Consider the following 25,961-nt stretch of genomic DNA (forward strand, 5'->3'; position numbering starts at 1 on the left):
CTTTTCCTAGAACATATTTTCCCCGCAATTGCCCAACTCCTGCTCACTTTTTTCCATTTTGCTGTATATGTTAGCAAGAATGGAACTTTGATCTTTGCAAAAAGGCGAGGTGTCTAACTTGATCTCCTCCTCCAAATGGAGCCTTCATCAGTTTTTTTCCAAAAGCCCGCACATTCGTCCGTATTTGCCCCCTACAGACTTGTACCAGCCCGCTCTGTTGGAACCTTATCTTGCGAAGTACACGACCGTCTACATCAAGCCGACGCGAACCCACATGGGCAAAGGCATCATGCGCGTCTTGCAAACGGCGGACGGCTACCAGTTTGTAAAAGAGCGCGGCGAGCCTGTCCGGGTTGCCTCGCTGGCGGAGCTGAAGCAGCAGCTTGCCCGCCAGTGTACCGAAAAAAACTACATCATCCAAAAAGGGCTGGATTTGGCTGAGCTGAACGGCCGCCCGTACGACATTCGCGTCATGATGATGCGCAACGGCCTCGGGAAATGGCAATATGCCGGGATGCTGGCAAAAGTAGCCGGAGCTGACAGCGTCATCACGAACGTCGCCCGCGGAGGCGGCTACGCCGTCACAGTCCCTCACGCCTTGTCCAAGTCGCAAGCGGTCGCGCCGGAAAAAATCAAGGAGGTCGTCTCCCGGTTGATCCGCGTCAGCCACCGCGTCTGCGCCCATTTCAACAAATACCGCCACAGCGCGCAAATCGGGGTTGATTTCGCCATCGACAAAGCGGGCCAGCTCTCGATCATCGAGGTCAACTACGACTTCCCTTCTCACGCCCTGTTTGCGAAGCTCAAGGACAAAACATACTTCCGCACCATCAAGCGGCTGCATTTTCAGTACAAAAACCGGGGGAAGCGCAAAAAGAAAAACGTTTGACGAATACGGCAGAAAACGCTGCGGATAGGGCTTTCAGATCGCCTCTGATTCTCTATCTTTTCTTTTTGCGGGTTGCGGGCAAAAAATGAGCAGAATGCTACGATTCTCTCAACAGAAGTTAATCGATTAACTGATACGTTTAACCAAGCGTTGGCAAAATCATCTTCATCGGCCTGTTTTCGGACATGTCCTTCCAGCAAAGTATCCAGAGCGTCCTCGACTGGAATATTCCCGTCGTCTACGCCAATCGCTGCATTCCGTTCGCCGGATTTCCGCTGCTGTACCCGGACTTGGTCAAGGCCAGCCGTCTAGGCACCGAGTATTTGCGCTCCAGCGGAAAGCGGCGGCTCGCCTTCGTCCACAAGCAATTGCCCGATCATCTGCTCCCTTATTTTCTCGACGGGTACCGCCAGGCGACCGGAAGCGCGGAAAAACCGCTGCTGCTGGAAATGGCCGATAGCATGGACCTGGCAAAAGACTGCATCCCGGCCCTGTTGCAACACAACATTGACGGCGTCTTCGTCCTGAACGAGCTGAGTGCCGTCTGTCTGACAAAAGCATTGGTGCAGGCAAACATCCGGATTCCCGAAGACATGGCGGTGCTGAGTCTGGGCAACTCCTTGATGTCGGAAATCTCTACGCCCGAGCTGACTTGCGTGGACTTGCACAACCGCGAGCTCGGGGTCAAAAGCGCCGAGATCATTTTAAGCCAGATTCGCAAAGAAGAGTTCGAACCCGTCACCGTACTGGAGCCGTTCATCGTCGTGCGCAACTCCGCCTGACTTTTTCAAAAGAATAGCCGGCCGTTCGAAAACCTGGCTGCGCCACTGGCTTGGCTCAGCCTTGGTTGCCCTTTCTTGTACACTCTTCATCTGCGCAAAAAAGACTTCGCGTCTTTTGAGCTTTCGTTTCCCCTTTTAGTTAAACGTTTAACTACAACCGTTTTCCTCTGCCGACAAGCTTTCCCACATGTTTTTTTGCTGGTTGAGTTAAACATTTAACTGAATGTTTTGCTCCATGCTACATACGTTTCGCAAACGCGTTTAGTTAAACGATTAACCAACCCTCTCCATTCGATAAGTGCAGAGCTTACTCGCTCTCCTTATATAAATTTTTCCCAAGGAAAGGAAGAACTGAAGCCATGAAGCAAACAGAAACGAACCACCTTGAACAAGTCCGTGCGATTTTCGCTATTTTGCACGGCAAGAAGGAAGCCGACCTGCTATTAAAAAACCTGAATATTCTGGATGTGCATGAAGAAACCGTCTACCACGGCTCCCTGCTCGTTTACGACAAGCGAATCGTCGCGCTCAATCCGGACGAGTCGGTCATCCAGGTCAAAGAAGTGTTTGACGGGCAAGGGCTGTATGCAATCCCCGGCTTGATCGATGCCCACCTGCACTTCGAATCCCAGCTCGCCCACCCGACAGCGCTTGCGGAAGCGATGGTGCCGTGCGGGACTACGACGATTTTTGCCGAATGTCTCGACCTGCTCAGCGCGGCTGGCGAAGACGGGGTACGCGCCGCGCAAAACTTGTTCCGCGACTATGACAAGCTGCCTTACCGCCTGTACGCTTTTGCTCCCCGCAAAAAGACGGCGGCTTGGGTGACCAAGGAAGTGCTGGAGATGGAGCCGGTCATCGGGTTAGGCGAATTTGAGTACTTCACCTACAGCAAAGGCGATGAGGACGATTTCCAGAAAGCGGCCTGGGTGCGGGCAAAAGGCGGCTTCATGAACGGACACTGGGGCCTGACCGCTCTGCCGGACATGGTGCTGAACTACTTGCCTGCGATCGGGGTATCCAACAACCACGACGTCTGGAACGGCGACGACATCGAAAAAAGCATTCGCTACGGTTTCCCGACGCAGATCAAGTTCGGCGTCGGCAGCAGCGAAGTCATCCAGACGCTGTTGCGCTCCATCGTCGACCGCAAGTTCCCGACGGAAAACTTCATGCTCTGCACGGACAATATTTCGATTGAACGCTTGCGGAAGCTGGGCCACATGGATTGGATCATTTCGCTTTGCGCCCAGATGGGCATCAGTCCGATCAAGGCGATAAAATGGCTTCCTACAATACCGCCAAGGCGTATCATATGGACGATCAGATCGGCTCTTTGACACCAGGCCGTTTTGCCGATATCGTTTCGACAGACAGCTTGTCGCAGATCAACCCGCTGTACGTCTTCAAAGACGGCGAACTGATTGCCAAGGACCTGTCCGTCATTCGCCGCTATGCCGATGGCAAGCGCCACGTCGTCAACGGCTTGTTTAAAGGCGTGTACGTCGAGCACGGCGCCGTGGCAACCTCCTGGCCCGCTCCGCTCCCCTACTTTGTCGTCGTCGGACAGGACAGTGCGGAGATGTGCTACTGCGCCAAAGAAGTGGACAAGTATTCTGGAGCGTGCATCGTGACCGACAACCAGACTAACAAAAGCGTACTGCCGCTGGAAATCTACGGCGTGATGGCAAACATGACCGCAAGCGAGCTGACCAAAAGCGCCGACGCGATTGACGCCGCGCTGGAGGAACTGGGCAACCGCAATGAAGGTGAGCCTGTCGTGAACAAGTGAACAAGCTGCTCAGCCTGTTTATTTCCTTGCATCGCTTCCGCTTCATGGAATAGCGGCAGAGTCGACAGATGCTCCGGTTTTTGCCCGGCGTCCTCTCCCGCTTTTTACGTGAATCCTTTCGTTTAAAAAAGAAAGCGCTTTAAAAGCGCGGGCCGGGCCCCCCATGGAACATCCTCTCCCGCTGCCTGCGCAACTGCTGGGGGAACATCAAAACAGCTTTCGACTGCTCCCTCCTGGTCGCCTCGGCGTGCATCGGCCTGCTGTTCCTGGGCGAAATCATGTTCAAGTCGCCTTTTCGCGCACGGTACAAACCTGGTTAAAAAAACAAAAGCAAGCCGCACCAGTTGGTCGGCTTGCTTTTTCGTTTTGCGTCTTCTGTACGCTCAAGTCTGTGGTTATTCGTGCGCCAACGCCGCTCCGTTTGTATCGAGCATGGAGGTGCAATGCGGGCAGCGGGTCGCCTTGATCGGAATGGTCGTGATGCAATGCGGGCATTCCTTCGTCGTTTCCGGCGCTTTGACCACTTCCTGCTTGCGCTTGAAGCGGTTCAACTGCTTGATGACGATGAAGATAGAAAACGCGATAATCAGAAAATCAATGACAGAATTCAGGAAAAGTCCGTAGTTCAGGGTTGCAGCCCCGCCGTTTTTTGCTTCCGCAAGCGTATTGTAATGAACGCCGTTCAGCGCGATGAACAGATTCGTAAAATCAACTTTGCCCAAAAGCAGACCGATTAACGGCGTAATAATGTCGTTGACCAAAGAAGTCACGATTTTGCCGAAGGCTCCCCCGATGACAACCCCGACGGCCAGATCGAGCACATTTCCTTTTAACGCAAACTCTTTGAACTCTTTCAACATAACGATTCCTCCTTAATTTCCCATGACATGCCGCAAAAAATGCTGCACAAAACGCTCGTGGTCGACCTTCAGGCAAACTTGTACATTCGCAGCCTGGGCAGGACGAGCCCGCCTGTCGCCAATCGTGCGCGCGTCGCTTGCGCCCCCGGAAGTGTCGACTTCGACGTGCATCGGGACGGCCTTCACAAACGTCGGGTCAATCACGACGCCGACCGCCAGCGGATCGTGCAGGCCGCAGCCGCGCACATTGCCTACCGTCGCGTAAGCGTCCATGTACAGCTCGCACATATCGGCAAACACCCGGCTTACAGGCGTGTCACGCGCTCTCCATTCCCGCAGGTGCTCGCGCGTAAGCAGCGTCTGCATCGTCACGTCAAGCCCCACCAGTGTCATCGGGATACCTGACTGCATGACGAAAGCGGCCGCTTCCGGATCGGCGCAGATGTTGGCCTCCGCCACTGGCGTGCGATTGCCCGGCACGGTGACCGCTCCGCCCATCGCGACGACCTGCTCGATGAGCGTGACGATTTCCGGCGCCGCCATGATCGCCCGGGCGAGATTGGTCATGCTTCCGACCATGATGAGCGTAATTTGGCCAGGGTTCGCTTTGATTGTGGAGATGAGAAACTGCGTGGCGCTCTCTGGCTGTGCGGCTGTCACGGGCGGCGGCAGGACGACATTGCCCAGACCGTTTTCGCCGTGGAACAGCCGTGCCTTGCCCGTCAGCTCGCGGACGATCGGACGGGCCGCTCCCTGGTAAACAGGGATGTCGGCTGCGCCCAGCAGCTCTAGCATTTGCAGCGTATTTCTCGTCGCTTCCTCGACGGTAATATTGCCAAACGTCGTCGTGATCCCGCATACCTCCAGGGCCGGGGAGTGAATAGCGTAGGAGATCGCCAACGCGTCGTCAATGCCCGTATCCACGTCCAAAATGACTTTTTTCACGATCGTCCATCCCCTTTCTCCGGCAGTTGCTGCAGTCCTGCGAGCACAGCCCCGGCTTTGATGCCTACGCACACGGCCGCGTCTGTGCCCACGCTTGGTTTCGCCCTCAGATCGGCGAGCAGGGCGCCGCGCGACAATTCGCTCTGGCACTCGACCGCAAGCTTCATTTGCTCGACAAAAATGCGCTCAGGGGACTCGGCTGCCATAATCGCTGCCAGCGCGTGAACGGCAGAAGCTGTTTTTTCCGCGGAAAAGAAAGCCTCTGCCTCTGCTGCTGTCACAAGCCCAGCCGCCTTCGCACGCTTTGCCAACTCGTCTATGTACGCCTCCGCCGCCGACAGCGATTCCGTCGCGTCCAACGGAACGAACAGAAGCGGCAGCCGTGCTGCCAGGACGAACGCCGCCGCTTCCGGGTCCGCGTGCAGATTGGCTTCCGCGACCGACGTCACGTCTCCCGGCACGCGAATCGCGCCGCCCCGCACGACCAGCCGTTCAAGCGCTGATGTCCATTCGTGGTTCCTCGCCATTGCCATCGCCACTGTCGTCAAACGCCCCAGCGTCACCAGCGTGTACGGATTGGCCGAATCGTGCCTCAGCTCGGACAAAAATGACACGCCGTCACTGGTCGCAGCAGCCCCTGCCTGCGCGTCTGTTTCTCTGTGAAAAAGCGGCCGGCTCGCACCTGCCACTACCGGAATTGTTGCATTTGGCTGCACCAGCTCGATCAGCTTTTGCGCCAGCCTGATGCCGCGCTGCGGCTCTGCGTCGGTAACGACGATGCCGCTCACCTGAACGTTTGCCGATTGCAGCGCATACCAGAGCGCCAATGCTTGATCGAGCCCGCCGCTATAATCAATCAGCAGCCGCTGTTTTTGTGCCATGGCTTCCACTCCCCGCTCTGTCTCTCATTTCTCGTAAAATGTGCTGTCCCTATGCTATCTAAATCGGCTGAAACCGTCAAATGTCAACAAGCATCCGCCATCTCTCCTATTGCAACGAGCTGGAGACTATTTTACACTTAATCTTGGTTTCGACAAAATTCGTCAACATCCACACTTCAGGCTGGCCGAATCGATCGCGTTTCGCCCGTCTTTGAAAAAGGAGCAAGAGACATGCCCTCTGTGGAAAACAACGCAACCGACTTTCTTTCCCTCGCCAAGCAGCAGCTTGTCCACGCTATCATCCAAGCCAAAACAAAACCATATTTGCCCGTGTGGGGAGAGCTTTTTACTTCCTTGCGCGACATTGCCAGAATCGGGCGGCAGAGAGAGGAAAACATTATGCTCTACTTGCTGCAGCCGACTGGCTCCATGTGGTATTTGTACAAGGAAAACCGCTTTCACGCTGATCTGCCCGATCCTGGCATCTCGATCTCGCTGTCGCAGAAGCAGTTGATTGACGCCTTGCTGAAAGGCAGCTTTTCCCCGAAAATCCCGTCTGCGTAAACGGCCGGCCCGCTCTGTTCGCCGAGTGGTTTTTGCTCTGTCTTGCGGCAAACAAAAAAATCCCAGGATCGTTTCCTGGGAAGAGGTAGTACGGAAGTATTCTACATCTACAAACCTACAAGATCTAGCTGTATATTCAGGTAATTGTACCTATTCTATCCATTCAAAAAGCTGTGTGTTTCGTTGCGAGTCTGCTTCTTCTCCTGCTGCCAAATTCCCGCAGATTTACCCTCTTGAAAAAAAGAGGCGGCCCTCCTGCACAGTTTGGGTACCGCCATCCCGAACTTCCCCAAGTTCGTTCATATTGGAATTGTACTATGAAACTCTCTTATCGAAAAGTGTCAGGTTTTGTTTTATAGCGAAATAATGGGAAAAACGGTCGGAAAAGCAGAAAAAAAGCAAATCCCTGCCCCGTTTTCACGAGCAGGGATTCATTCCTACTTGGTATCCTTGCCGATTACGTCAGCAGCTCTCGGCCCAAATACGATGTACAAATAGACGTACTGGCTGACGCTCACTCTGGGAAAGACGAAGGCAACCCCTGTCTTCCCTGCGTACTGCCTGACCACAAACCGCAATTTGCCCGCTTTCAACCTTTTCAGGATGCGTGTCGCTTCTCGCCACGGTACGGAAAACTGGACGTTTTTTTCCATCAGCACCAACACCTCACCGCAGCTAGTATGCCCCGATTGGAAAAATTACACACTCATTCGTAGCGAAGCGCGTCGATCGGCTTCAGTTGGGCTGCCTTGCGCGCCGGGTAGACGCCAAAGATCACGCCAACCAAAGACGAGGTCAAAAACGCGTACAAAATCGGCGTCAGGCTGATCGAGGTCGCAAGCGAGCCGAGCTTGCTGATGAGGAGCGCGGCCCCTACCCCGATGGCAATTCCCAAAATGCCGCCAATCAGGCTGAGCGTAACCGCCTCGATCAAAAACTGGCGCAAAATATCCCGGCGCTTGGCCCCGATCGCCTTGCGAATCCCGATTTCGCGCGTGCGCTCTGTCACGGACACGAGCATGATGTTCATCACCCCGATCCCCCCGACGATCAGCGAGATCGCCGCAATGCCGGACAAGAGTGCCGTCATCGAGCTGGACACTTCCTGCGCCGTGCTGAGAATATCCGATTGGGACGTAATGCGAAAATCGTCTGCCGCTTGCGGCCGCAGGTTGTGCTGGGCACGCAGCGTCTGGCGAATGTCCTGCTGCGCCGCGTCCATCGTGTCGGAGGACGCAGCCGAGACGTAGATCGTGCCGACGTTTTTGCCGCCTGTCAGACGGCTCATCGCGGTCGTAATCGGAATGAGAATCCTGTCGTCGTTGTTCGTCATGCCGGAGCTGCCCTGGCTTTTCAGCACGCCGATGATCGTAAACGGCACGCGATTGATCTGCACCGTCTGCCCCACCGGGTTCGTCGTCGTGTCCTTGAACAAGTTGCTGACGACCTCCGTCCCTACGACGGCGACGTTAAACTGCCGCGTCACCTCGAAGTTCGTGAAAAACCGGCCTTGTGCCACCTCTGCATTGCGCACGCGCAAAAAATCGGCGGTTGTCCCCTCCAGCATGCTGGAATAGTTGTTGCTGCCCCAGACGATCTGGGCACGGCCGTTGACGCTCGGGGCGACGCCCGCGACCGATTCCTTTTCTGCGATCGCTTCTGCGTCGGCCAGCGTCAACGTATTCAGCGACCCGGCTCCCAGGCTGACCCGGCCTTGCGTCGCTTGTCCTGGCGAGACGATCAGCAGGTTGCTGCCCAGGCCGTTGATCTGCGAGGCGACAGAGGAAGACGTGCCTTCCCCGATGGCGACCATCGCAATGACGGCCGCGACCCCGATGATAATCCCCAGCATCGTGAGCACGGAGCGCAAGCCGTTTGCCCGGATGCTGCGAAACGAAATGCGTACACACTCGATCAAGCTCATGTTCTCACTTCCTCTGCCCACGCTCTTCTGCGCTCTTTTACCACTTCATTGGCGATGATCTGGCCGTCGCGAAAACGGACAATCCGCTTGGCATACTCGGCAATATCCGGCTCATGCGTGACGAGGATGACGGTTTTGCCTTCGTCGTTCAGCCGCTGAAAAATGCCCATGATCTCTTCGCTCGTCTTCGTATCGAGGGCGCCAGTCGGCTCGTCCGCCAGCAAAATGACCGGATCGTTGACCAGCGCCCGGGCAATTGATACCCGCTGCTGCTGGCCGCCCGACAGCTCGTTCGGCTTGTTGTTCAACCGCTCGGCCAGCCCCACGCTGGTCAGCGCCCTGATCGCTCTCTCCCTGCGCTCTTTGGCGGGCGTGCCGCCGTACAACAGCGGCAGCTCCACGTTTTCCACCGCTGTCGTGCGCGGGAGCAGATTGAAGTTTTGAAAAACAAAGCCGATTTTCTGGTTGCGAATCTCCGCCAGCTCGTCATCGTGCGCCTCGGAAACAGGGTGGCCGTCCAAGTAAAACTCTCCCGCCGTCGGCTTGTCGAGGCAGCCGATCACGTTCATCATCGACGATTTGCCCGAGCCGGACGGCCCCATGATCGCCACGAAGTCGCCCTCTTCAATCGTCAGGCTGACGCCGCGCAAGGCCAAAATTTCCTGGTCGCCGATCTGATACTGCTTTTTCAGCCCTTCAATTTGTATGACTGGTCTCATCTTCTCATCGTCCCCTCATCTGGACGACGCCTCCGCCACCTGGGAAGCCGCCAAGGCCGGGCATTCCGCCTCCCATTCGGGCACCGTTCTGATTGGACGTCGACGAGCTTGTGCTTGTGCTGATCGGAACGACGACTCTGTCCCCTTCCTTCAAACCTTCCAGCACTTCTACGCGATCCGCCGCAAAAAATCCGATCTTGATCGGCACGAACTGGTACGGCATGGAAGCCATTCTGCCTTCTCTTGCGCTTGTGCGCTCGCCCGTCTGCCCCGCTTGCCGCTCTGCTCCCGCCTCCGGCTTGGCCTCGGACTTCCCGGCTGCAGATTGTTCGGTCGCACCGCTCTCGGCTCCGGCGCTGTTTCCGCTTCCGGACATCAGGTAGACGCCGTCCTTGCCGTTTTGCGTCTGCAAAGCATAGGCCGGTACGTACAGCACATCCTTGTGCGTTCCCAACTCGATCGTGACGTTCATCGTCATCCCGATTTTCAGCTTGCTGTCCTTGTTGGTGACGGAGAGCAGCACATCATAGCTCGTGACACCGGAGTCTGTCTTCGCCTCCGGGTAAATCAGCTTGACTTTTCCCGTAAAAGTTTCATCCGGATACGAGCTGGTCGTAAACGACACGGGCAAGCCTTCTTTTACTTTTCCGATGTCGCTCTGGCTGATCTGGGCCAGCACCTCTAGCTCGCCGGAGTTGGAATTATCCATAATAATAAAATCATTGCCTGGAATTTCGCCGACATTGCCGTTCAACTGGACGATCACGCCGTCCATCGGCGCCCGCAGCGTCACGGCGTTCAATGCCTTTTGCGCTTTTTGCAGTTCGGCCTTCGCTTGCTCGACCGCAGCCTTCGCCGCGAGAATCGTCGCCGAATCCGGCCCTTCCTGCGCTTCTTTCAACGCCTCCTGTGCCGTCTGATAGGAAGCGAGTGCCTGCTCGACCTTTACGCCAGACTGCGAGCTTGTCTGCCCCGCCGTCAGCACAGCCGAATTGTAATCCCGCTTCGCCTGCTCCAAAGCGTCTTGCGCATTGTCGTACTCGGTCTGCGAGATCGCGCCCGCCTCAAACAGTTTCTTTTGCGAATCAAACGTCTTCTGGGCGTTGTCGAGATTCGCCTTCGCCTTGGCTACGTCGTTCGTCGCCTTTTGCCCGTCGATATTTTGCTTCGCCAGCTCCAGCTCGTTTTTCGCCTGGGTGACAGCCGCCTGCAGGGAGCTGATTTCCGCCGCGCTCTTGCGCTTTTGAGCATCCTCCAGCTTCGCTTGTGCCGATAAAAGGTTCGCCTGGGCGTTGGTCACCTGGATTTTGGCGACGGAATCATCCATCGTAGCCAGTACCTGGCCAGCCTTTACATGGTCGCCGATTTTGACCTGGATCGTCGAGATGGCATCTTTGGCGTCCTCTGCGTCTGAAAACGAGAGCGAGGACCGCTTGGAAGCCTGCACAGTCCCGGACGCCAGCACGGTTTCCGAAACATCGCCCCTTTTCACCGTGACGACCTGATACGCCGCCTGTGCCCGTTCCGGGGTCAAAAGCGTCCGGTAGCCGAACACGCCCCCTCCTGCGATCACCGCGACAGCCAGTCCGACGATGATCCATTTTTTCTTGCTATTTCGCGCCCCCGAAAACAACGTCCGCTTTTTCTCCGATTGCGTCACACCAAATCCTCCTGCCATTTGCGTAATGACTGGGAAGCTGCTTGTCTTCCCTGTTGCGATCAATATACGGAACGAATGCGTCAGGGAAAAGTCAGATGGAAGGGAGTGGTGTGAAATGTCGTCACGGCTGGTTCCGCAGCTTTTTCACTTCATGTTCGGTCATGTTCGGTAGAGGGCAACTGTACGAAAAATCGACCAGCCAATTGGTCTGGTCGATTGCGTATAATTCGTGGCTAGGCGCGCAAAAGCAACGTAAACGTACTCCCTGCCCTGCTGCTTTCGGACAGCAGCAGCTTGCCCCCCAGCGCCTGCGCGATCATTTTGCTGAACGACAGGCCAAGGCCGAGCCCGCGGACGAGATGCTTCTTTTCCTCGCCCCGGTAAAAGCGCTCGAAAATAAGCGGCTGCTCCGCTTCCGGGATGCCCGAGCCTGTATCTTTGACATCAATGCGAATTTCATCGCCCGTGCGAGACAGGGACACGACGATCTTTCCGGCCGAGTCCATCGCCTGCGCGGCGTTGTTTAACAGGTTGTACAAAATTTGCTGCACGCGCAGCGGATCGGTGCTCGCGATGATCGGCTCCTCCGGCTTGACGATGGACAGCTCAATCTGCTCTACCTCCTGCACGATCTGCCACTGATGGGTAATTTCCTGCACCAGCTCGTACATGTTTTGCTGTTCGCGGCGAATGCGGATGTCGCCGACGGCAAAAGAGTTGAAGTCGAGCAAGTCCTCGACCATTTTTTGCAGGCGGACTGTCTCCTTCGAGCAAATCTCCAAAAACTCTTTGGCCTCCTCGCCGCCGACGATGTCGTCCTTGACCGCCTGTACCAGCCCGCTGATCGACGTGACGGGCGTTTTCAGCTCATGCGTCACTCCGGCCAACAGCTCGGTGCGCATCAGCTCCAGTTGCCGCAGGCGATCCGCCATTTCCTTGAACGAGTGGATCAGCTCGTAAATCTCATCCTCGCGCCTGTCTTTTTCCAGATGAATGTCGTAATTGCCCATGACGATCTGCTTGGCCGCGTCTGCCACTTCCTTGATCGGCGTCGACAGCTTTTTCGTCAGCAAGTAGATGACCAGCCAGCCGAGCAGGCCAAGGCTTATCAGCATCGTGAACAAAAGCTGAAACTCCGTCGTGCTGCGGGTCAAATCCTGCATGGGCGTAAACAGCATGACCCAGCCCACTGTTTGCTGGTTGACCTGGATGCTTTTTTTCACAAACAGCAGCTTTTCTCCCCGGTCCAGCTCTACCTGCGACATGCTCTCATCCGCTGCCACCAGATCGCGGGCCATCCGCCTCAACTCGGAGCTGAACGGCCCCGGCCCACCAAACACTGCGCGATGATCGGCATCCAAAATGACCATGAACGGCTTGTAATTGACGCGCAGCGACTCCTGGCGGCTGTCGAGCAGGCGGAACAGGAAAGGCGCCGTGATGACCCGCCCGTTGGCGTCAACCACCCGATCCGACACCTCGGCTGCCATCAGCCGCATGAAGTCCAGCCGTTTTTGCTTTTCGCTGTAGTTGATCCAGTAGCTGGACGCGATGCCGATGACCAACAGGCCGATGCAGAGCGTGATTAAATACCGCGTCGTCCAATAGCGAAACAGGGAGATGCGCTTTTTCTCACTCATAGACGCAAAGCTTGTAACCCAAGCCACGGTACGTGCGGATTTCCCCTTCGGACGCTGGCCAGTTTTCCAGCGATCGGCGGATGCGCTTGATCGCCAGGTCTACGGCGCGGTCGCTGCCCTCGTAGTCCATGCCCCACACTTGCTCGATCAGTTGCTCCCGCGTAAACGTCTGATTTTTGTACTGGGCGAGAAACAAAAACAGCGACAAGTCTTTTGGCGTAAACGCCAGCTCTACGCCGTGCAGCGTAACCGTGTACGCCTTGAAGTCGATTTTCAGGCTGCCGAACTGCTTGACCTGATCTCCCTCGATAATTTGCTTGGAGCGGCGCAGCACCGCCTTGACACGGGCCACGACTTCGTCGGCAATAAACGGCTTGGTGATGTAGTCATCCGCTCCCTGATTCAGCCCTGTAAGCTTGTTGTCGATATGCCCGAGCGCCGTCAGCATGATGACGGGGCAAGAGCTTTTCGACCGTATGTATTCTAAAATGCTCCACCCGCTCCGGCCCGGCAGCATGACGTCGAGCAGCACCAGGGCAGGATTGAACGAATCGAACTTGCGCTGGGCCTCGTCCCCGTTAAACGCCTGTTCGACGCAGAACTGATGTTTTTCCAGGTACGCCTTCAGCACCCGAGAGATGGGCAGCTCGTCTTCCACGATCAGGATGTTTGTCATTCCAGTTTCTCTCCCCTCGAAAACGGACAGGTCTTCCCCCTTTAGCGTAGGACATGAATATGTCAGGCAAATGTCTGGAACATGAGCTTGCGCATCAGTAAAATGAAGGAAGCCGTAGCAAACAAGGAGGTTTTACTCATGAAGCGTTTGACACCGGAAGAAAAAAACGGTCTGTACAAGGCTATCAGCAATCGTCGCGATATTCGCACGTTTCGCCCTGATCCAATCCCGCCGGAAAAAATTGCCATGATTTTGGCCGCTGCCCATCACGCCCCTTCCGTCGGATTCATGCAGCCGTGGAATTTTATTCTCGTAGAGGACGAGCCGACCAAGCAGGAGTTGGCAGACTGTGCGGACAAAGAACGGCGCGCGCTCGCCATCCACTACGAGGGAACAGGGCGCGAATCGGCTTTTCTGGCGCTGAAAATCCAGGGCATCAAGGAAGCGCCGCTCACCATCTGCGTCACCTGCGACCCGACGCGGGGCGGCGATCACGTGCTTGGGCGCAATTCGATTCCCGAGACAGATATCATGTCGGTAAGCTGTGCCATTCAAAACATGTGGCTCGCGGCATATGCGGAAGATTTGGCGATGGGCTGGGTCAGCTTTTACAAAAAGGCGGACGTCCGCCGCATCTTGAACATCCCGCCGCACATCGACCCTGTCGCGTTGTTGTCCATCGGCTATACCGATCATTACCCGGATCGGCCGCTTTTGGAGCTGCACCAATGGGCAAAGCGGGAAGACTTGCAGCAGTTGATCTATCGCGGCCGCTGGGGAAACAGCCCGTCCGGCAAACAAAATGGACTGCCCGATGAACAGGCAGTCCCAAGGAAATAGAGAGGGTAGTACGTGAATCGCGGTATGTTCCTGACGGCCGCAACCCGCGTGAAAGTTTCAGTTTCAAGCCGACTTGCGCACATGGAACTAGGAAGTTGGGAAATATCGCCCTGAGCCTGGTTGCGCCCGTCGGCTTTTTCTGGTTCGATCTCTACAAAAACGGCAAGCCCGCAAGCCCCAATGTACTATTTCTGCGGGCGCACCCGGTTCGTCGGGATCGCGGCGAGCGGATCGTCCGGCCAGTAATGCTTCGGGTAGCGGCCTTTCAAGTCTTTTTTCACTTCGAAGTACGCCTGCTGCCAAAAGCTGGCCAAGTCTCGCGTCACCTGCACCGGACGCTGCGCCGGGGAAAGCAAATGCAGCGTCAGCGGCACCTTGCCCCGGCCGATGCGCGGCGTATCCTGCCAGCCGAACAGCTCCTGCAACCTGACGAACAGGCAAGGCGCGGCAGGGTCGCTGTAGTCGACGGCGATTTTCGAGCCGCTCGGAACGGTGATATGCGTAGGCGCGTACTCATCCAACTGCTGCCGTTCCTCCCAACTCAGCATCCCTTCCAGCACCATAGACATGGACAGTTGCTGCAACTCGTCTTTTTTGCGCATGCCGTACACATGCGGCGCGAGCCATTCCTCCAGCGTGTCGAGCAAGGCTTCGTCATCTGCCCGCGGCCAGCCCGGCACAATCCCGCACATGAACTGCAGCCGCTCCCTGAGCTGGCGGGCGTGACGGCTCCACGGCAACAGCTCCAGCCCTTCCGTCCGGATGCCCGCAAGCAGAGCTTGCAACACCGCATCGGCTTCCGCTTCTGCCGCCACCTCCTGCAAGACGAATGCCCCGAGCTTTTTCCGCGTACGCGCGCGCACGGCCTGAGCGGAACGGTCCCACCAGACAGACGTCTCCTCTGTGATCTGCCCGGACCAGTCGCGGTACAGGTCTCTTTCCTCCACCGCTGCCGCGAGCATGATCCGGCTGTCCGCCCCCTGGTCGTCGAGAAGCGGAGCTACCACGTACGGCGCAAAAGCCAGAGGCTGCTCAACGGCAAACGTCGCGCCGCGGCCATTTCGCAGCAAGTAGCGTCCATCTCCCCTGCGCTGGGCGATCCTGTCCGGGTAGGCAAAGGCGAGCAGCCTGCCCGTCTGGCTGACGTCGGCCACGTTTTCAGCCGTGCTGGCGCTTCCCCACTGCCGCTTGAGCTGCGCAGCTTCGCTCCACAGCCGCCGACACAGCGCTTCATCAGCCTGCCCTTCCGCAAAAGCGCGTGCCCCGCCTTGTTTTCCCGCGACGAGCCGCAACAGCTCCACCCGCGAGCTGATATCCGCATCGGCAAAAGCCGCTCGGCCCCGGGCGATATCCCGCTCCTCGAGCAGCACAGCCAGCTCGCACGCAAGCGCTCCGAGTCCGAGCTCGCCCGCTTTTTGAATCATGTGTCCAAGCCTTGGGTGCAGGCCCATCCCGGCCAGCACCCGGCCGTGCGCGGTAATCTGGCCGTGCCCGTCCAACGCCCCTAACTGCTGGAGCAGCTCCCTGGCCTGGGCCAGCGAAGCTTTTGGCGGAACATCGAGCCATTGCAGCTCCTGCACGTCATTCACGCCCCAAGCTGCCAGTTCCAAAGCGAGCGGGGCGAGGTCTGCCTCCGTCATTTCCGGTGGCTCGTGCGCTACGAGCATCCGGTCCTCCTGCTCCGTCCACAGCCGATAGCAGACACCCGCGTCCAGCCTGCCCGCTCTCCCCCTGCGCTGGTCGGCTGCCGCCCGCGACACTCGGACCGTCTCCAGCCTCGTCATCCCGGTGCGCGAAGAAAAGCGCGGCAGCCTTTTCCAACCGCTGTCGATCACGATTCGCACGCCCTCGACAGTCAGGCTCGTCTCCGCAATCGAAGTGGCGAGCACCACTTTTCGCTCGCCTGCTTGGCCCGGCTGAATCGCCGCATCTTGCTCGTGCTGCGCAAGCGCCCCGTACAACGGGTAGACGCGCACGTTTGCAGCAAGCTCGCTTTTAGCCAGCAAAGCTTGCGTCGTGCGAATTTCTTTGGCTCCCGGCAAAAACACGAGCACATCCCCTGCCTCCTCCGCCAATGCCGACAAAACGGTGCGGGTGACTGCCTCCTCGACCGCGCCAGTCCACGGCTTTGGCAAAAAGCGCGTCTCGACCGGAAAAGCTCTGCCTGCGCTCACGATGACGGGAGCATCCCCCAGCAGGCGGGCAACTGGCTCTGCCGCAAGCGTGGCCGACATGACCAAAATCCGCAAGTCTTCGCGAAACAGGCTTTGCGCCTGCAAGCTGAGCGCCAGTCCCAAATCCGCATGCAGGCTCCGCTCGTGAAACTCGTCGAAAATGAGTAGGCCGACATCTGCAAGCTCGGGATCGTCTTGTAGCATCCGCGTCAAAATTCCTTCGGTTATCACTTCGATTCGCGTACGCGGGCCGACTCGCGTATCGTGCTTGACCCGATACCCTACCGTCTCTCCCACTTGCTCGCCAAGCTGCCGCGCCATGTAGCCCGCCGCCGCTCGCGCTGCCAGCCGCCGCGGCTCCAGCATGAGAATGCGCTTTTTTACGAGCCAGTCCTGCTCGAGAAAAACGAGCGGCACCCTGGTCGTTTTCCCTGCCCCGGGAGCGGCGACCAGCACGGCGTTGTTGCTTGCCGCAAGCGCTCCGGTCAACTCCGGCAGCACCGCATCAATAGGCATTGCCTTCATCTTTTCACCTCTTGTCCGTATCCATCTGTAACCATCATACACGATCAGTGGGCGAGGAAAAGAAATTGAGAAATGACTGAATAATCATTCAATAGTATAATGAGCGTATGTTCATTTGGCAGATAGAAAAGTCCGATTAGAAAATGGAGGTGTCACCGTGGTAGAAGTCCATCAGCACGAAGATGTCCTGTGCCTGGAGGGGATTGTACAAAGAGCGGGCCGCGAGTGGGGAATCCAGGTGTATGTCGTAGACGGCATGATGGTCGATACCGGGCCGCAAACACTCGCAGCCGGCCTGACCGACCGCTTTTCAGCCGCTTCCTTCGACGCTGTCGTCCTGACGCACAGCCATGAAGATCACAGCGGAAACGCAGCCTGGCTTGCCAACAGCAAAAACGCCCCCATCTACGTCCACGAAAAAGGGGTGGAGCTATGCTCCAGACCCGCCGACTATCCGCTGTACCGCCAGCTTGTCTGGGGAATGCGCGAGCCTTTTGCCGCCCGGCCGCTCGCTGAAACGTTTCACTCCCGCACCATCGACTGGGAGGTCATCTACACTCCCGGACATGCGCACGACCACGTCGCCCTGTTCGACAAGCAAACAGGCCGCCTGTTTTCCGGCGACCTTTTTCTCGGAACGAAGACAAAAGTAATTTTGCGCGACGAGTCCATTCCGCTGTTGATCGATTCGATTCGCCACGTCCTGACCCGCGATTTTCGCGCTATGTACTGCGCTCATGCGGGCTACATCGCCAAAGGGAAAGATTTGCTTGCGCGCAAGCTGGACGATTTGCTCCAGCTACAAGGGGAAATCTTGCATTTGCACGGGCAAGGGCTGACTGTGGCGGAAATCAACGCACTGCTTTTCGCCAAGCCGTCGCCGATCATCGCCGTGTCCGAGGGCGAATTTGACTCGGTGTACATCGTCACTTCTGTGCTCGCAGGGCATCCCCAAACGGAATCGAAGTCAATCGTCTAGCCCTGGCCAAGCTGCCTGGACAACTGGCCGAGATGGTGCTCCATATGCGCGACGTAATCCTCCATCAGCCAGCGCAGACTGACCGTCGTGCCGTCGGCCAATATACAGGCATGCTCGCAAGCGGCGGGCGGCATCGCGGCCATGACCGCGACCACCGAGCGGTTCAGGCTGCTCCATAGCTGCACGATCTCGTCGGCAGGCCGCGCCTGGTACGCTTGCGCTTTTACCCATTCGTCCTGCTGGTACGGGATCAGCGCATACGGCTGCTCGGTCTGCGCGCGGACGAAGCGGGCGAGGTTGTTGATCGCCGAGTCGCACAAATGGCCGAGTATTTCTTTGGCGGACCATTTGCCCGGAGCCGGACGCCTTGCCGTTTCATCCTCTCCCCTGTCCCGAAACATGTCCGGAACTTCTGCCAGATGCTTTTGCATGCGGGCGATTTGATGCTTCATACAGCCACCTCCTGTTCTTTCTCTTCACCGTATCAGGTTCAGCCAATTCATTCCAATAGAATGATTCGATGCCCCCCATCAGCGCGAGGAATGGGAGGGAGGCAGCACCGCAAGCAACAGCAGCAGGTGGGCAGACTTTTCGCAGCAAATCTTTTACAATAAAAAGAAAACGAGCTTGTCAGGGAAAGGACGAAACCGCGCATGGCAATCAAAAAAATCGAGCACGTCGGGCTGATGGTCAAAGATTTGGAGGCGTCCATCGCCTTTTACACGAAAGTGATCGGCATGGAGCTGAAAGGGACGCTCGTGCATTCCAATCAGATTATTACGCTCGCTTTTCTCGGGTTTCCGGGCAGCACAGAGACGGAGCTGGAGCTGATTCACGGCTACAACGACGCGCTGCCGGAGGAAGGCAAGGTGCACCATCTGGCGTTTGCGGTGGATAACCTCGAAGCCGAGATCGAGCGGCTGCAGCAGCTTGATGTCTCCTTCATCGACGAAGCGATCACGACGCTGCCCAACGGCTCCCGCTACATGTTTTTCCGCGGGCCGGACGGCGAATGGCTGGAGCTGTTTGAAAGCACGCGCTAAACCAAAAACGAAGACCATCCGGCTCATTCGCGGCCCGGATGGTCTTCGCTTTTGTCGTTACTGGTTCCCTACGTTGATAAACGGAGTCGCGCCGCCTGTGACGTTCGGCAACTTGCCGTCCCATTTGCGGATCGCTTCCAGTTGCGCTTCGATCTGTCTGAGCTGAATCAGCTCCGGCGTGACTTCCTGCTTTTGCAGGCGCAACGCTTCGGCCTGTGCCTGCGCGCGCGTAATCTCCTGCTCCTTTTCGATCTTGATCCGCTCCAGGTCGAGCTTCGACTTGAGCGCCTGCTGCTCCGCTACTTGCTTCGACTCGATCGCGCGGTTAAATTCGTCGCTGAACGTAAACTCGCGAATGTTGATCTCATCGAGAATGATGTTGTAGGCAGACAGCTTTTGTCGCAGCGCTTCCTTGACTTTGTTGCTCACCTCGGAGCGCTTGGAGATCAATTCTTCTGCCGTGTACTGCGCAGTGACGGCTTTCAGCGCTTCGGCGATAGCCGGGTCGACAATGCGGCTGTTGTACTCCAGCCCCACCTGCTGGTACAGCTTGTTGACGTTTTCGCTGTCCAGATGGTGGTTGACCGCGATGGTCGTCGAGACGGTTTGCAGGTCACGCGAAGCGGACGTTTGGCTCGACTCCGATTTTTGTACCCGTACCTCCATCGGAATGACGGTTTGGATAAAAGGAATTTTAAAGTGCATGCCTTCCTGCAAAACTTTTGGCTGTACCGCGCCCAATTGCAGCACGACACCGCTATGCCCCGCTGATATGATCGTAAACGATTGGGTCCCGAGCAAGACCAAAACAGCTAGTACGAGAATGGTTGCGAGCAGCTTTCCTCCAGCTTGGAACGGATTCATCTTCACTACGTTGTTGTCGTTCATGTTCCGCCTCCCCTTTTTTTATCTGTTCGTTTATACATACGGGTCAGCAGCCCACAAGTTTCAACAACTTTCTGTCTTTACAGCCGCAAGCAACACGTTGCCCATCCGCTCGGCCTCGATTTTGCACAGTTCGAACTCTACCTCACCGGATACGTGGGAAATCAGTTGAATGACTTCCTCGCAGCCGTGACTGCAGATGAGGAACTGCTCCCACTTCACTTCGGCGCGCGGCACTTTTCTGGCCGAAAAGCCGCTTTGAAAACCACCAATGGTCATGTCGATCCTCTCCTAGCTAAAAAAACAGATCAAAAATGTTGCGGGCAGCAGAAGTGTCCCGCAATCATCCCCACTCCTTTCGTCTCTTGACGAGCCAAAAACTGAACAGAAGGACATGGCCGTACAACAGAGCCGCGCCTCCGCCTAACAGCAGCAACCCGCCAGACGCAAAAGCATTGCTCAAAGAGCGCCCGTTCGATACGACTACGACGAACAGCCCCATCACGAAGCAGCCCGCCAACGCATAGGCAAAAAAGCGAAATAGATACACAGCCAGCGGATGCTTCCAACCCGTTTTGCGTTCGGCGAACTCGATCAGATAGGCAAACGGAATCCCGCCAAGCAAATAGACGGGGAGGGCATAAATGAGATAAATCGCGACAAGCGAGCCGTACGACCAATGGTAGACACCCTCTTCCCGCTCGCCTGCTGGCGTGTAGTTCGCCCAGGCGAGCACCAGGCAAAAAATGAGCGCAGACGCGAGCGCGACCAGCACTTTTCGAAGCATGGGCGATCACTCTCCTTCCCGGTTCTATCATACCATTTTGGATTTGAGAAAACCTGGAAACGGTTAAAAAAGCGGGGGACCTCTCATGTTCCGCTTCTTCGGTTAAGCTTCGTCGGCTGCCGTTTTATAAAATGCAAAATAAACTCCGTAACTGGTAAAATGCGTATAGATCCACAGCAAGCCTAAAAGAGAAGCCAATCCCAAAGAGATTCACAAAAGCACTTTGCTCATCTTGCCAAAGGAGGATTCGATCCATGCTGTTTCTCATGATGGCAGGTCTGGTTGTTGCACTCGTTCTTTTTTTCCTGAAGCGAATCGGTGCGAGAAACTACTACTCGGCCGTAACGCTTGTGCTCCTGTTCGCATCCGTGCTCTCGACGGTCTGCCTTGCCCAAAACTACACCGAGAGTCTCATCCCTGCAGCAAATGACGGAATCGCCATCTCCAATTCGCTCGCTTACTGGATTATCGGCGAGGATCGCTGGTCGCGCGAGCTGTTTAAAAGCTACTTCGATGGCTCCGTGTACGTTTCCTTGCTGCTTTTGCTGCTCTACCTCGGCTGCGTCATCCAGGAAAAGAGACACGCCCAGAAGTAGCCAGCCTCTGTGCGTATTGCCGTGACGTGAAAAATCCCCCCCGGTCTACAGGGTGGAGTCCAAGCTGTTTTGGACTCTTTTTTCCTGTCTGCCGTGAGGGGATCGCGCCGGAACATGCTGCGAACCTGGCTGGTTTTGCACTCCACAGCCCCGTTTCCGTTCCATCTCAGAAAAGAAAGGCGCCCCCGCTGCCTCTGTAGCCGCTGTTAAGGGGCAACCACGCTACGCTCCCCCGCTTCATTTCAGCTTCGCCACCGTCCACTTTTTCTCGGCGGACGGCGCAGACGAATTGGCGAGGACTTTGGACAGGCGCAGGGCGAAGACGAAGGCGACGGCCATGAATCCGGCGATCATCGCGACGACACCGCCCCAACCGAGCGACGACCAGAACATGCCGCCCATCGTCCCGCCGATGCTGGAACCGGCGTAATAAAAGAACAGGTAGAGCGATGATGCTTGCGCCTTGTCATGAGTCGCCCGCCGCCCGACCCAGCCGCTCGCAATCGAATGGCTTCCGAAAAAGCCGAAGGTCAGGACGGGCAAGCCCGCGATGATGACCGCCAAATGACTGTCGAGCGTCAGGCACGCGCCGAGCAGCGTCAGCAGCAAGGAGACGAGCAGCATTTTCAGCCTGCCGAACTTGTCTGCGAGCTTCGCCATCCAGACGGAGGCGAACATCCCGACGAGAAACACGATGAAAATCCAGCCGACGAGCGTTTGACTGAGCGAATAAGGCGCTGCGGTCAAGACGTACCCGATGTAATTGTAGAGCGCCACATTGCTGCCGAGACTCAAAAACCCGATGCCGAACAGGCAGAAAAGAGCCGGGTCCCGCAAGTGGCTGAGCATGGAAGCCGCCAGCTTGCGCACCTCGGGAGCGCGCGCGTGAAAGTTTTGCGAAGCAGGCAGGCTGAACCAGAAAATCAGAGTGGCGACGAGGCTCATCAGGCTGATCGCGCCCATCGCCATGTGCCAGTTGAACAGGTCGGTCAGTATGCCGGAGAGAATCCGCCCGCACACCGCCCCCAGCGAGTTGCCGCTGATGTACAGCCCCATGGCGACTCCCAGACTTTTCGGCTCCATTTCTTCGCCCAAATAAGCCATGGCAATAGACGGAAGGCCGCCTAGCGAGATTCCCTGGATGATGCGAAAAAGAAGAAGAGATTCGTATGAAGGGCTGCATGCCGTCAGGATCGACAGGAGGGAGGCGGCCAGCATCGAGCTAATCATTACCGGCTTGCGTCCCCACACCTCTGAGATCGTCCCGAACACGAGCATGCTGACGGACAGCGAGATCGTCGTCAACGAGAGCGACAAGCTCGCCATCGTCGGCGAAACGTGAAACTCTTTTGTAAATTCAGGCATCAACGGCTGCGTGCTGTACAAAATCGCAAACGTGTTGAAGCCCGCCGCAAAAAAAGCCAGATTGGTCTTGCGAAAAGCGGTTGTGCCTTGCTTGATGTATCCCATGGTGGTGAAACCTCCCCGCGTTTCTACCCGTTTCACTGTTATACTATCATTGACAATTCATAATGTATAATTTATTGTAATCATAATTTTCATGCACGATAGTAATGAATCGGACACACGCGCTTTGTCGCGCAGGGAGGTCACCCGAATGGAATGGCAACAACTCGAATATTTTCAGACGCTCGCCCGGATGCAGCACGTCACCCGTGCGGCGGAAGCGATGTCGCTCTCCCAGCCCGCGCTCAGCCGCTCAATCGCGCGGCTGGAGGAAGAGCTGGGCGTCCCACTCTTTGAACGGCAAGGGCGGACGATCATGCTGAACCGTTACGGCCAGCTTTTTTTGAAGCGCGTCAACCGCATCCTCAAAGAATTTGAGGACGGAAAACAGGAGCTGCGCGATCTCGTCCACCCCGACCGCGGCGAGGTTGCCCTCGGCTTTTTGCACACGCTCGGCACCAGCCTGATTCCCGACCTCATCGGCGCGTTTCGCGCCAAGTCGCCCTCCATCGGCTTCACGATGATCCAAAATCACAGCTACTCGCTCCTCGAGCATCTCGACGCAGGCGAGCTGGACCTGTGCCTTCTCGCCGAGCCGACGGAAACCAAGCTGCCGATCCAGTGGACACCGCTCTGGAGCGAGGAGCTGTTTGCCATCGTGCCGATCGGGCATCCGCTGGCCGGACGGGAGAGCATCCTGCTTTCGGAAATTGCCGAGGAATCGTTTATTTTTTTGAAAAAGGGCTACGCGCTGCGGCGCACGACCGACCAGCTTTTTGAGCAACTCGGCGTCACCCCCCGCGTGACTTTTGAGGGCGAGGAGGCGGCCACCGTCGCGGGGCTGGTCGCAGCCGGACTGGGCGTGTCCCTGCTCCCCGATTTGCGCGGCATCGACCAAAGCAAAATCGCGCAAATCCGCATCCGCACCCCCAAGTGCCAGCGCGTAATCGGCATGGCGCTGGTCAAAGGCGGGTATTTGTCTCCGGCTGCGGTTCGCTTTAAGGAGTTTATTTTGGATTACTTCGGCAAGTGACAGCAAAAAGACCCTTGGGCGATTGTCCCGGGTCTTTTTGTCGTTCTGTTTATTTCGCCTGATGCCCCAGCAGCTTCTCCACGACCAGATCAAGCTGCCCCTCAATCGCCAGCGGGTCGTAGTAGTACATCTGCTCAAACGTCATCCTGTACACATGGTTGTTTTTGACGGCCGACAAGTTTTTGTAGACCGCGTTTTCAAAAAACTTGTCCTGGTCCTCCTGCTTCGTCTCATACGTGGTCACAAACATGTGGTCCGCACCTGCTCCGAGCCTTGAAAGGAAGGACGTCCGCGCAAAGGGGCAACCAAGCTGAGAGCACAACAGCCCCCTCGCCAAAAACGCTTGACGCTTGGCTTGCGCATTGAGCGCTGCTGCATCGTTACAGAAGCTTTATCCCAGCAAAACAGCCCGTCTGCACACGTAAAATTCAGCGTGCCAGACGGGCTGTTTCGATCAGGACGAAGCGGCGTGCAAGTTTTTGAACTGATTGTAAAACAACTGGTAGTACACCCCTTTTTGCGCGATCAGGTCGTCGTGGCTGCCTTTTTCCACGATCTCGCCGCTGTCCACGACCATGATCGCGTCGGCGTCGCGGATCGTGCCGAGCCTGTGCGCGATCACAAAGCTCGTGCGCCCTTCCATGATCGTCGCGAGCGTATCCTGAATAATCAGCTCTGTCCGCGTGTCTATGCTGCTCGTCGCCTCGTCGAGAATCAGAAGCGACGGCCGGGCGAGGATGACGCGGGCAATCGCCAAAAGCTGGCGCTGCCCCTGGCTCAAATTGCCGCCGTTTTCGGTCAGTTGCGTATCGTAGCGCTTGGGCAGCCGATTGATGAACACATCGGCATGCGCCATTTTCGCGGCCGCCTCGACCTCGGCGTCTGTCGCGTCAGGCTTGCCGTACATGATGTTTTCCTTGATCGTCCCGGAAAACAGGTACGTGTCCTGCAAAACGAAACCAAAGCTTCTGCGCAGGCTGTCCCGCGAGTATTCGCGGATGTCTTTGCCGTCGAGGTAGATCGTCCCTTCCGTCACATCGTAAAAGCGCGTCAGCAAATTGACGACGGTCGTCTTGCCCGCACCCGTCGGACCGACCAGAGCAGTCGTGCTTCCCGCCTGTGCCTCGAAGCTGACGTTTTTCAAAATCGGCTGGTCGGGGCGATACCCGAAGCTCACCCGGTCGAATACGACGTGCCCTTTTGGCTCTCTGAGCACAGCGGCGTCCGGGGAATCGAGCGGCTCCTCCCGTTCGTCCAGCACCTCGAACACCCGCTCCGCGCCCGCTACGCCGGACTGCAGCACGTTGAAAATGTTGGCGAGATCGTTCAGCGGGCGGACAAACTGCCGCGAATAGCTGAGGAAGCTGGCGATCACCCCGACGGTAATCATCCCTTTCACCGCCAGTATCCCCCCGACAATCGCCACCATCGCAAAGCCAAGGTTGTTAATCACGTTCATGATCGGCATCAAAAAGCCCGACCAGATTTGCGCCTTCATCCCGACCTTGCACAGTCTGTCGTTGATCGCGGCAAAGTCGGCAATCGCCTTTTCCTCGTGGTTGAACGCCTTGACGACCTGAATCCCGGAAATCGTCTCTTCAATGTGGCCGTTCAGCTTGCCCAGCTCGATCTGCTGATTTTTGAACAGCACACTGGTTCGCTTCGCAATCGTGCGGGTGAGCAAAAAGACGAGCGGCACCGTAATCAGGCAGGCGAGCGTGAGAATCGGCGAAAGCACGAGCATCATCACCAGCGACCCGGCGAGCACGATCACCCCGGACATGAGCTGTGTCGTCGACTGCGAGATGGAGTTGCTGACGTTGTCGATATCGTTGGTCAGGCGGCTCATCAGTTCGCCGTGCGTGCGCGAGTCGAAAAAGGCAATCGGTAGCTTTTGCAGCTTTTCGAACAAAGCTTGCCGCATGTTGGTCACGATTCGCTGCGTGATGCCGGCGATCATCCAGCCCTGCAAAAACGTCAAGGCTCCGTCCACGATGTACGAGCCGAGCAAAGCGAGAATGATGATCGACAAAAAGCTGAACGCCTCTGCCCCGCCTGTCATCGCGTCGATGGCCTTCCCGATCAGGTACGGAGCCGAGAGCATCAGCAAACCATCGACGAGCACGATGGCGAACACGAGCGGCAGCCATCGTTTTTCCCGCCCGAACGCTTGCCACAGTCTTTTTATGGTCGCCGAAAAGTTTTTCGGCTTGCTCACCGGCACGCGCGCGCCCCCATGGCCGAAGCCGCGGCCCGGACGGGGAGGGAAAAACGGCTGTTCCTTTTGCTCCTGGCTCATC

The 25,961-nt window shown here is 56.8% G+C and carries 27 protein-coding genes; 10 read left to right on the plus strand and 17 right to left on the minus strand.

Annotated elements, in window-relative coordinates:
* The first annotated feature begins 118 nt into the window (after window positions 1–118).
* The 4 genes from AC27IT_RS04800 (at window position 119) to AC27IT_RS04815 (ending at window position 3,463) form a co-directional block, all read left to right on the plus strand.
* Window positions 119–889 carry a YheC/YheD family protein gene (locus tag AC27IT_RS04800; protein WP_007786219.1) on the plus strand — a complete coding sequence of 257 codons (771 nt, stop codon included), beginning with the start codon at window positions 119–121 and terminating at the stop codon, window positions 887–889.
* Window positions 890–1,074: 185 nt separating this feature from the next.
* A complete protein-coding gene (locus AC27IT_RS04805; RefSeq protein WP_005834461.1) occupies window positions 1,075–1,671 on the plus strand; it encodes a substrate-binding domain-containing protein in 597 nt (198 codons plus the stop codon).
* A gap of 359 nt (window positions 1,672–2,030) precedes the next feature.
* Window positions 2,031–3,011: a hypothetical protein gene (locus AC27IT_RS04810; protein WP_327944762.1), complete on the plus strand. Its 981-nt coding sequence runs from the start codon at window positions 2,031–2,033 to the stop codon at window positions 3,009–3,011.
* Complete coding sequence (locus AC27IT_RS04815) at window positions 2,987–3,463, plus strand: adenine deaminase C-terminal domain-containing protein (RefSeq protein WP_290426723.1); 477 nt, start codon at window positions 2,987–2,989, stop codon at window positions 3,461–3,463. Before AC27IT_RS04810 ends, AC27IT_RS04815 begins: the two co-directional genes overlap by 25 nt.
* 395 nt (window positions 3,464–3,858) lie before the next feature.
* On the opposite strand, the gene mscL is transcribed toward AC27IT_RS04815, so the two are convergent.
* The 3 genes from mscL to AC27IT_RS04830 are packed head-to-tail and all read right to left on the minus strand — an operon-like array spanning window position 3,859 to window position 6,149.
* Window positions 3,859–4,323, minus strand: coding sequence for a large conductance mechanosensitive channel protein MscL (gene mscL, locus AC27IT_RS04820; protein ID WP_005834464.1), 465 nt, complete (start codon window positions 4,321–4,323; stop codon window positions 3,859–3,861).
* A 12-nt stretch (window positions 4,324–4,335) separates the two neighbouring features.
* Entirely contained in the window at window positions 4,336–5,268 is a 933-nt protein-coding gene (locus tag AC27IT_RS04825) for a nucleoside hydrolase (RefSeq protein ID WP_007786210.1), read from the minus strand.
* The gene (locus AC27IT_RS04830; protein WP_005834468.1) at window positions 5,265–6,149 is read right to left on the minus strand and encodes a nucleoside hydrolase; all 885 of its coding nucleotides are present in this window, start codon (window positions 6,147–6,149) and stop codon (window positions 5,265–5,267) included. The genes AC27IT_RS04825 and AC27IT_RS04830 overlap by 4 nt, the downstream gene beginning before the upstream one ends.
* Window positions 6,150–6,380: 231 nt before the next feature.
* Here AC27IT_RS04830 and AC27IT_RS04835 point away from each other — a divergent pair, with 231 nt between their 5' ends.
* Window positions 6,381–6,713 (plus strand): hypothetical protein, encoded by a 333-nt coding sequence (locus AC27IT_RS04835; protein ID WP_005834470.1) that lies wholly within the window; start codon window positions 6,381–6,383, stop codon window positions 6,711–6,713.
* A gap of 437 nt (window positions 6,714–7,150) precedes the next feature.
* Here the strand turns inward: AC27IT_RS04835 and AC27IT_RS04840 are convergent, their stop codons facing one another.
* The 6 genes from AC27IT_RS04840 to AC27IT_RS04865 all read right to left on the minus strand — a co-directional run bounded on the left by AC27IT_RS04840 (window position 7,151) and on the right by AC27IT_RS04865 (window position 13,332).
* Complete coding sequence (locus AC27IT_RS04840) at window positions 7,151–7,366, minus strand: hypothetical protein (RefSeq protein WP_005834472.1); 216 nt, start codon at window positions 7,364–7,366, stop codon at window positions 7,151–7,153.
* A 53-nt stretch (window positions 7,367–7,419) separates the two neighbouring features.
* The gene (locus AC27IT_RS04845) at window positions 7,420–8,637 is read right to left on the minus strand and encodes an ABC transporter permease (RefSeq protein ID WP_005834474.1); all 1,218 of its coding nucleotides are present in this window, start codon (window positions 8,635–8,637) and stop codon (window positions 7,420–7,422) included.
* Entirely contained in the window at window positions 8,634–9,356 is a 723-nt protein-coding gene (locus AC27IT_RS04850) for an ABC transporter ATP-binding protein (RefSeq protein WP_025843988.1), read from the minus strand. Before AC27IT_RS04850 ends, AC27IT_RS04845 begins: the two co-directional genes overlap by 4 nt.
* A 4-nt stretch (window positions 9,357–9,360) precedes the next feature.
* A complete protein-coding gene (locus tag AC27IT_RS04855) occupies window positions 9,361–11,016 on the minus strand; it encodes an efflux RND transporter periplasmic adaptor subunit (RefSeq protein WP_005834477.1) in 1,656 nt (551 codons plus the stop codon).
* A 233-nt stretch (window positions 11,017–11,249) separates the two neighbouring features.
* The gene (locus AC27IT_RS04860; RefSeq protein ID WP_174435202.1) at window positions 11,250–12,656 is read right to left on the minus strand and encodes a HAMP domain-containing sensor histidine kinase; all 1,407 of its coding nucleotides are present in this window, start codon (window positions 12,654–12,656) and stop codon (window positions 11,250–11,252) included.
* The gene (locus AC27IT_RS04865; protein WP_005834480.1) at window positions 12,649–13,332 is read right to left on the minus strand and encodes a response regulator transcription factor; all 684 of its coding nucleotides are present in this window, start codon (window positions 13,330–13,332) and stop codon (window positions 12,649–12,651) included. The genes AC27IT_RS04860 and AC27IT_RS04865 overlap by 8 nt, the downstream gene beginning before the upstream one ends.
* 138 nt (window positions 13,333–13,470) lie before the next feature.
* Here AC27IT_RS04865 and bluB point away from each other — a divergent pair, with 138 nt between their 5' ends.
* A complete protein-coding gene (gene bluB, locus AC27IT_RS04870) occupies window positions 13,471–14,172 on the plus strand; it encodes a 5,6-dimethylbenzimidazole synthase (protein ID WP_005834482.1) in 702 nt (233 codons plus the stop codon).
* Window positions 14,173–14,357: 185 nt separating this feature from the next.
* On the opposite strand, the gene hrpB is transcribed toward bluB, so the two are convergent.
* Complete coding sequence (hrpB, locus tag AC27IT_RS04875; protein WP_487091636.1) at window positions 14,358–16,871, minus strand: ATP-dependent helicase HrpB; 2,514 nt, start codon at window positions 16,869–16,871, stop codon at window positions 14,358–14,360.
* Between the two features lie 157 nt (window positions 16,872–17,028).
* Here hrpB and AC27IT_RS04880 point away from each other — a divergent pair, with 157 nt between their 5' ends.
* Entirely contained in the window at window positions 17,029–17,850 is an 822-nt protein-coding gene (locus AC27IT_RS04880; protein WP_487091637.1) for an MBL fold metallo-hydrolase, read from the plus strand.
* Here the strand turns inward: AC27IT_RS04880 and AC27IT_RS04885 are convergent.
* Window positions 17,847–18,302: a DinB family protein gene (locus tag AC27IT_RS04885; protein WP_007786195.1), complete on the minus strand. Its 456-nt coding sequence runs from the start codon at window positions 18,300–18,302 to the stop codon at window positions 17,847–17,849. The two genes, AC27IT_RS04880 and AC27IT_RS04885, sit on opposite strands and share 4 nt — an antisense overlap.
* Before the next feature lie 201 nt (window positions 18,303–18,503).
* On the opposite strand from AC27IT_RS04885, the gene AC27IT_RS04890 reads away from it, so the two are divergent.
* Entirely contained in the window at window positions 18,504–18,893 is a 390-nt protein-coding gene (locus AC27IT_RS04890) for a VOC family protein (protein WP_026557718.1), read from the plus strand.
* Between the two features lie 57 nt (window positions 18,894–18,950).
* On the opposite strand, the gene AC27IT_RS04895 is transcribed toward AC27IT_RS04890, so the two are convergent.
* From AC27IT_RS04895 to AC27IT_RS04905, 3 genes are all read right to left on the minus strand, one after another.
* Window positions 18,951–19,781 (minus strand): prohibitin family protein, encoded by an 831-nt coding sequence (locus tag AC27IT_RS04895; RefSeq protein ID WP_007786192.1) that lies wholly within the window; start codon window positions 19,779–19,781, stop codon window positions 18,951–18,953.
* A gap of 60 nt (window positions 19,782–19,841) precedes the next feature.
* Window positions 19,842–20,057: a hypothetical protein gene (locus tag AC27IT_RS04900; RefSeq protein ID WP_005834494.1), complete on the minus strand. Its 216-nt coding sequence runs from the start codon at window positions 20,055–20,057 to the stop codon at window positions 19,842–19,844.
* 64 nt (window positions 20,058–20,121) lie between these two features.
* Complete coding sequence (locus tag AC27IT_RS04905; RefSeq protein ID WP_025843983.1) at window positions 20,122–20,565, minus strand: hypothetical protein; 444 nt, start codon at window positions 20,563–20,565, stop codon at window positions 20,122–20,124.
* Window positions 20,566–20,819: 254 nt separating this feature from the next.
* Between AC27IT_RS04905 and AC27IT_RS04910 the strand changes: the two genes are divergently transcribed.
* Window positions 20,820–21,161, plus strand: a complete 342-nt coding sequence (locus tag AC27IT_RS04910) for a hypothetical protein (protein ID WP_005834497.1) — start codon at window positions 20,820–20,822, stop codon at window positions 21,159–21,161.
* A 237-nt stretch (window positions 21,162–21,398) separates the two neighbouring features.
* Here the strand turns inward: AC27IT_RS04910 and AC27IT_RS04915 are convergent, their stop codons facing one another.
* The gene (locus AC27IT_RS04915; protein ID WP_122953177.1) at window positions 21,399–22,631 is read right to left on the minus strand and encodes an MFS transporter; all 1,233 of its coding nucleotides are present in this window, start codon (window positions 22,629–22,631) and stop codon (window positions 21,399–21,401) included.
* 148 nt (window positions 22,632–22,779) lie between these two features.
* On the opposite strand from AC27IT_RS04915, the gene AC27IT_RS04920 reads away from it, so the two are divergent.
* The gene (locus AC27IT_RS04920) at window positions 22,780–23,661 is read left to right on the plus strand and encodes a LysR family transcriptional regulator (protein WP_026557716.1); all 882 of its coding nucleotides are present in this window, start codon (window positions 22,780–22,782) and stop codon (window positions 23,659–23,661) included.
* A 49-nt stretch (window positions 23,662–23,710) separates the two neighbouring features.
* Here the strand turns inward: AC27IT_RS04920 and AC27IT_RS04925 are convergent, their stop codons facing one another.
* Window positions 23,711–23,911 carry a hypothetical protein gene (locus AC27IT_RS04925; RefSeq protein WP_005834503.1) on the minus strand — a complete coding sequence of 67 codons (201 nt, stop codon included), beginning with the start codon at window positions 23,909–23,911 and terminating at the stop codon, window positions 23,711–23,713.
* A gap of 204 nt (window positions 23,912–24,115) precedes the next feature.
* Window positions 24,116–25,960, minus strand: coding sequence for an ABC transporter ATP-binding protein (locus AC27IT_RS04930; protein WP_007786184.1), 1,845 nt, complete (start codon window positions 25,958–25,960; stop codon window positions 24,116–24,118).
* Window position 25,961 lies beyond the last annotated feature (1 nt).

It is taken from the genome of Brevibacillus sp. YAE8 (genome assembly GCF_057543335.1).

Coding starts and splice junctions, on each gene's coding strand:
- AC27IT_RS04925 (WP_005834503.1), bottom strand. CDS start 23,911: ATGTTTGTGACCACGTATGAGACGAAGCAGGAGGACCAGGACAAGTTT.
- AC27IT_RS04860 (WP_174435202.1), bottom strand. CDS start 12,656: ATGAGTGAGAAAAAGCGCATCTCCCTGTTTCGCTATTGGACGACGCGG.
- AC27IT_RS04815 (WP_290426723.1), top strand. CDS start 2,987: ATGGACGATCAGATCGGCTCTTTGACACCAGGCCGTTTTGCCGATATC.
- AC27IT_RS04830 (WP_005834468.1), bottom strand. CDS start 6,149: ATGGCACAAAAACAGCGGCTGCTGATTGATTATAGCGGCGGGCTCGAT.
- AC27IT_RS04885 (WP_007786195.1), bottom strand. CDS start 18,302: ATGAAGCATCAAATCGCCCGCATGCAAAAGCATCTGGCAGAAGTTCCG.
- AC27IT_RS04840 (WP_005834472.1), bottom strand. CDS start 7,366: ATGGAAAAAAACGTCCAGTTTTCCGTACCGTGGCGAGAAGCGACACGC.
- AC27IT_RS04920 (WP_026557716.1), top strand. CDS start 22,780: ATGGAATGGCAACAACTCGAATATTTTCAGACGCTCGCCCGGATGCAG.
- AC27IT_RS04895 (WP_007786192.1), bottom strand. CDS start 19,781: ATGAACGACAACAACGTAGTGAAGATGAATCCGTTCCAAGCTGGAGGA.
- hrpB (WP_487091636.1), bottom strand. CDS start 16,871: ATGAAGGCAATGCCTATTGATGCGGTGCTGCCGGAGTTGACCGGAGCG.
- AC27IT_RS04930 (WP_007786184.1), bottom strand. CDS start 25,960: ATGAGCCAGGAGCAAAAGGAACAGCCGTTTTTCCCTCCCCGTCCGGGC.
- AC27IT_RS04845 (WP_005834474.1), bottom strand. CDS start 8,637: ATGAGCTTGATCGAGTGTGTACGCATTTCGTTTCGCAGCATCCGGGCA.
- AC27IT_RS04810 (WP_327944762.1), top strand. CDS start 2,031: ATGAAGCAAACAGAAACGAACCACCTTGAACAAGTCCGTGCGATTTTC.
- AC27IT_RS04805 (WP_005834461.1), top strand. CDS start 1,075: ATGTCCTTCCAGCAAAGTATCCAGAGCGTCCTCGACTGGAATATTCCC.
- AC27IT_RS04900 (WP_005834494.1), bottom strand. CDS start 20,057: ATGACCATTGGTGGTTTTCAAAGCGGCTTTTCGGCCAGAAAAGTGCCG.
- AC27IT_RS04905 (WP_025843983.1), bottom strand. CDS start 20,565: ATGCTTCGAAAAGTGCTGGTCGCGCTCGCGTCTGCGCTCATTTTTTGC.
- mscL (WP_005834464.1), bottom strand. CDS start 4,323: ATGTTGAAAGAGTTCAAAGAGTTTGCGTTAAAAGGAAATGTGCTCGAT.
- AC27IT_RS04850 (WP_025843988.1), bottom strand. CDS start 9,356: ATGAGACCAGTCATACAAATTGAAGGGCTGAAAAAGCAGTATCAGATC.
- AC27IT_RS04890 (WP_026557718.1), top strand. CDS start 18,504: ATGGCAATCAAAAAAATCGAGCACGTCGGGCTGATGGTCAAAGATTTG.
- AC27IT_RS04865 (WP_005834480.1), bottom strand. CDS start 13,332: ATGACAAACATCCTGATCGTGGAAGACGAGCTGCCCATCTCTCGGGTG.
- AC27IT_RS04835 (WP_005834470.1), top strand. CDS start 6,381: ATGCCCTCTGTGGAAAACAACGCAACCGACTTTCTTTCCCTCGCCAAG.
- bluB (WP_005834482.1), top strand. CDS start 13,471: ATGAAGCGTTTGACACCGGAAGAAAAAAACGGTCTGTACAAGGCTATC.
- AC27IT_RS04910 (WP_005834497.1), top strand. CDS start 20,820: ATGCTGTTTCTCATGATGGCAGGTCTGGTTGTTGCACTCGTTCTTTTT.
- AC27IT_RS04915 (WP_122953177.1), bottom strand. CDS start 22,631: ATGGGATACATCAAGCAAGGCACAACCGCTTTTCGCAAGACCAATCTG.